This is a genomic window from Wolbachia endosymbiont of Drosophila seguyi (genome assembly GCF_028981765.1).
Classification (GTDB): Bacteria; Pseudomonadota; Alphaproteobacteria; order Rickettsiales; family Anaplasmataceae; genus Wolbachia; species Wolbachia pipientis.
Genome location: NZ_JAPQLM010000098.1, coordinates 1 through 2,423, shown reverse-complemented (window position 1 = coordinate 2,423; position 2,423 = coordinate 1). Strand labels below are relative to the sequence as shown.

Annotated in this window: 1 protein-coding gene and 1 pseudogene; both read right to left on the bottom strand. The window is 35.3% G+C overall.

Annotated elements, in window-relative coordinates:
- Positions 1-389 (bottom strand): annotated as a pseudogene (locus tag OZD62_RS02170) (ankyrin repeat domain-containing protein); the annotation flags it as partial.
- Positions 390-650: 261 nt separating this feature from the next.
- Complete coding sequence (gene gatB / locus OZD62_RS02165; protein ID WP_010962393.1) at positions 651-2,075, bottom strand: Asp-tRNA(Asn)/Glu-tRNA(Gln) amidotransferase subunit GatB; 1,425 nt, start codon at positions 2,073-2,075, stop codon at positions 651-653.
- Between the last annotated feature and the right edge of the window lie 348 nt (positions 2,076-2,423).

The following is a 2,423-nucleotide window of genomic DNA, read 5'->3' as shown; positions in this document are numbered from 1 at the left end:
AATTTATATCTTACACCATCACCTACATCCAGAAACTCATCTTGTGTGTCTATTCTTATAACTGAAATTTCCTTTTCTTTATTCTTTCCACTCGACATCATTCTCAGCTTTCTCACTTCATGTTGTGCTGAATCTGTGAAATCAAAATCAATATTCGTAACAATAGCAAAATACTTCATCTCACCCTTAAACTTTCCATTACTTTTGATCTTTAAATAAGCAATAAAGTATTTCAACAAATTAAACTCACCACTCTTTGTTAATAAGCTACCTACACTGATTTTTTCAGTTCCATCTTGTTTGTGTTTGACTTGCACAAACCTATGTATTGTTGTTTTATTTTGCTTACATTGGAGAACAACATCATCAAAGCCTGCAGCTGACTTCAATTCTGTAGCTAAGCGGAAAGGACATTTTTTATCCATCACACGCATGAGAAATAATATGAGCCACAACTCTTGATAGTCAATACCATGGCGAGAACATTTTGCCCCCTAAACAGGATGATCTTCAAGCATCCTCAACCTCACATAATTTTAAAAATAGTACCAACAAATGGTAAAAAAGTTATATGTCATGATATACAGATATCGTAGCGTAAATCTGAGAATATCTACGAGATGTGCTGTTATGTAAATAAAAAAATGTGACTAATTACTTAATCTTTCACTCAAAATTGAATTCACGACATCAGGGCTGGCTTTTCCCTTGGTAAGTTTCATAACTTCGCCGACAAAGAATCCGTATAACTTTGTTTTACCGCTTTTGTATTCTTGAACTTTATCTTGGTTGTTATTGATGATTTTGTCGATAACTTCTGATATTTGACCTCTATCGGTTATTTGTTTTAGGCCTTGCTCTTCTATAATTAAAGATGCAGGTTTGCCAGTTTCAAACATACTATCGAATACCTGCTTGCCAAGTTTAGCAGAGATTGTTCCATCAACGATAAAATCTAAGAGTTCGGACAAAGCATTTGCTTTGATTGGGGAGCTCACAATATCAATACCTGCTTTATTCAAACGACCAAAAAGCTCTACGGTTAACCAGGTAACGGCGAGCTTTGAATCATGTTTTTTTATCAATTCCTCAAAATAATCAGCAATTGCTTTATCGGAGGTAATGACGTTTGCATCGTATTCATTGATACCCAATTCCTCAATGTATCGCAGCTTTTTTTGATCTGGCAACTCGGGCAAAGATGATTGAATTAAATCAATTTTATCCTGGCTTACCTCAACAGGTAATAAATCAGGCTCAGGGAAGTATCTATAATCGCTTGCATCCTCTTTGCTTCTCATCACTTTTGTTTTTCCCGAAGCAACGTCAAACAATAAGGTATCTTGACTTATTTCTTCTCCACTTTCTAAAATTTCAATTTGTCTTTGTATTTCATAGTCTATAGCTTGCACAATATAACGTATCGAGTTCAGATTTTTTATTTCACAACGAGTGCCAAATGTACTACTGCCTTTTAGGCGGACAGAAACATTTGCATCACAACGAAGTGATCCCTTTTCCATATCACCATCACACGAACCAATGTAACGCAAAATCTGCCTCAATTTTTTCATGCATTCTGCAGCTTCCGCAGATGAACGGAGATCTGGTTCTGAAACAATTTCCATTAAAGCAACCCCTGCACGATTTAAATCTACATAAGTTTTGCTTTCCTCATGAACGCTCTTTCCTGCATCTTGCTCTAAATGAATTCTCGCAATTCTTATTTCCTTTTCATTGTCGTTGATAAATACTCTACCATTTTTAACTATTGGCTCAAAAAACTGGGTTATCTGGTAACCTTGCGGTAAATCAGGATAAAAATAATTTTTCCGATCAAAGTAAGAATACTTATTAATTTCTGCAGAAAGTGCAAGACCAGTGCGTATTGCTTGCTCTATGCAGTAATAATTTAGTATTGGCAGCGTACCTGGCATTGCCGCATCAACTAGAGAAACTTGAGTGTTATGCTCAGCACCAAATTCCGTTGATGAGCTAGAAAATAGCTTCGTATTAGAAGAAACTTGAGCATGCACCTCAAGCCCAATTACCGCTTCCCAATCCTCTTTCGTCATGTATTTTATTTAAATGATAATCTTAATATTCTGCAAAATTAGCACAAAAAGTCAAAACAAAACTCATGTTAGCTAAGTGGTATGCAGATTGTTTTACCCATAGAAACGGGTTAAATGCAAAAGATTACTTGACAAGCTTCGCCAGCCCTCTTATCATAAAATTGAAGCTATTTATTTATCTTCTCTGTACAGATTAAATGACAAAAAAACTCACGTATCTGGCGTCTCATGTTTAATTTTTTGCACTATGTGCACCTTATGTCTTTATCAAACTTCTACCTACATAAGCTGAAACGCGCTTATAAAGCGTTTAAAACATAAAAAAACGCCAACTTAAAAAATGGATAG

Coding starts and splice junctions, on each gene's coding strand:
- gatB (WP_010962393.1), bottom strand. CDS start 2,075: ATGACGAAAGAGGATTGGGAAGCGGTAATTGGGCTTGAGGTGCATGCT.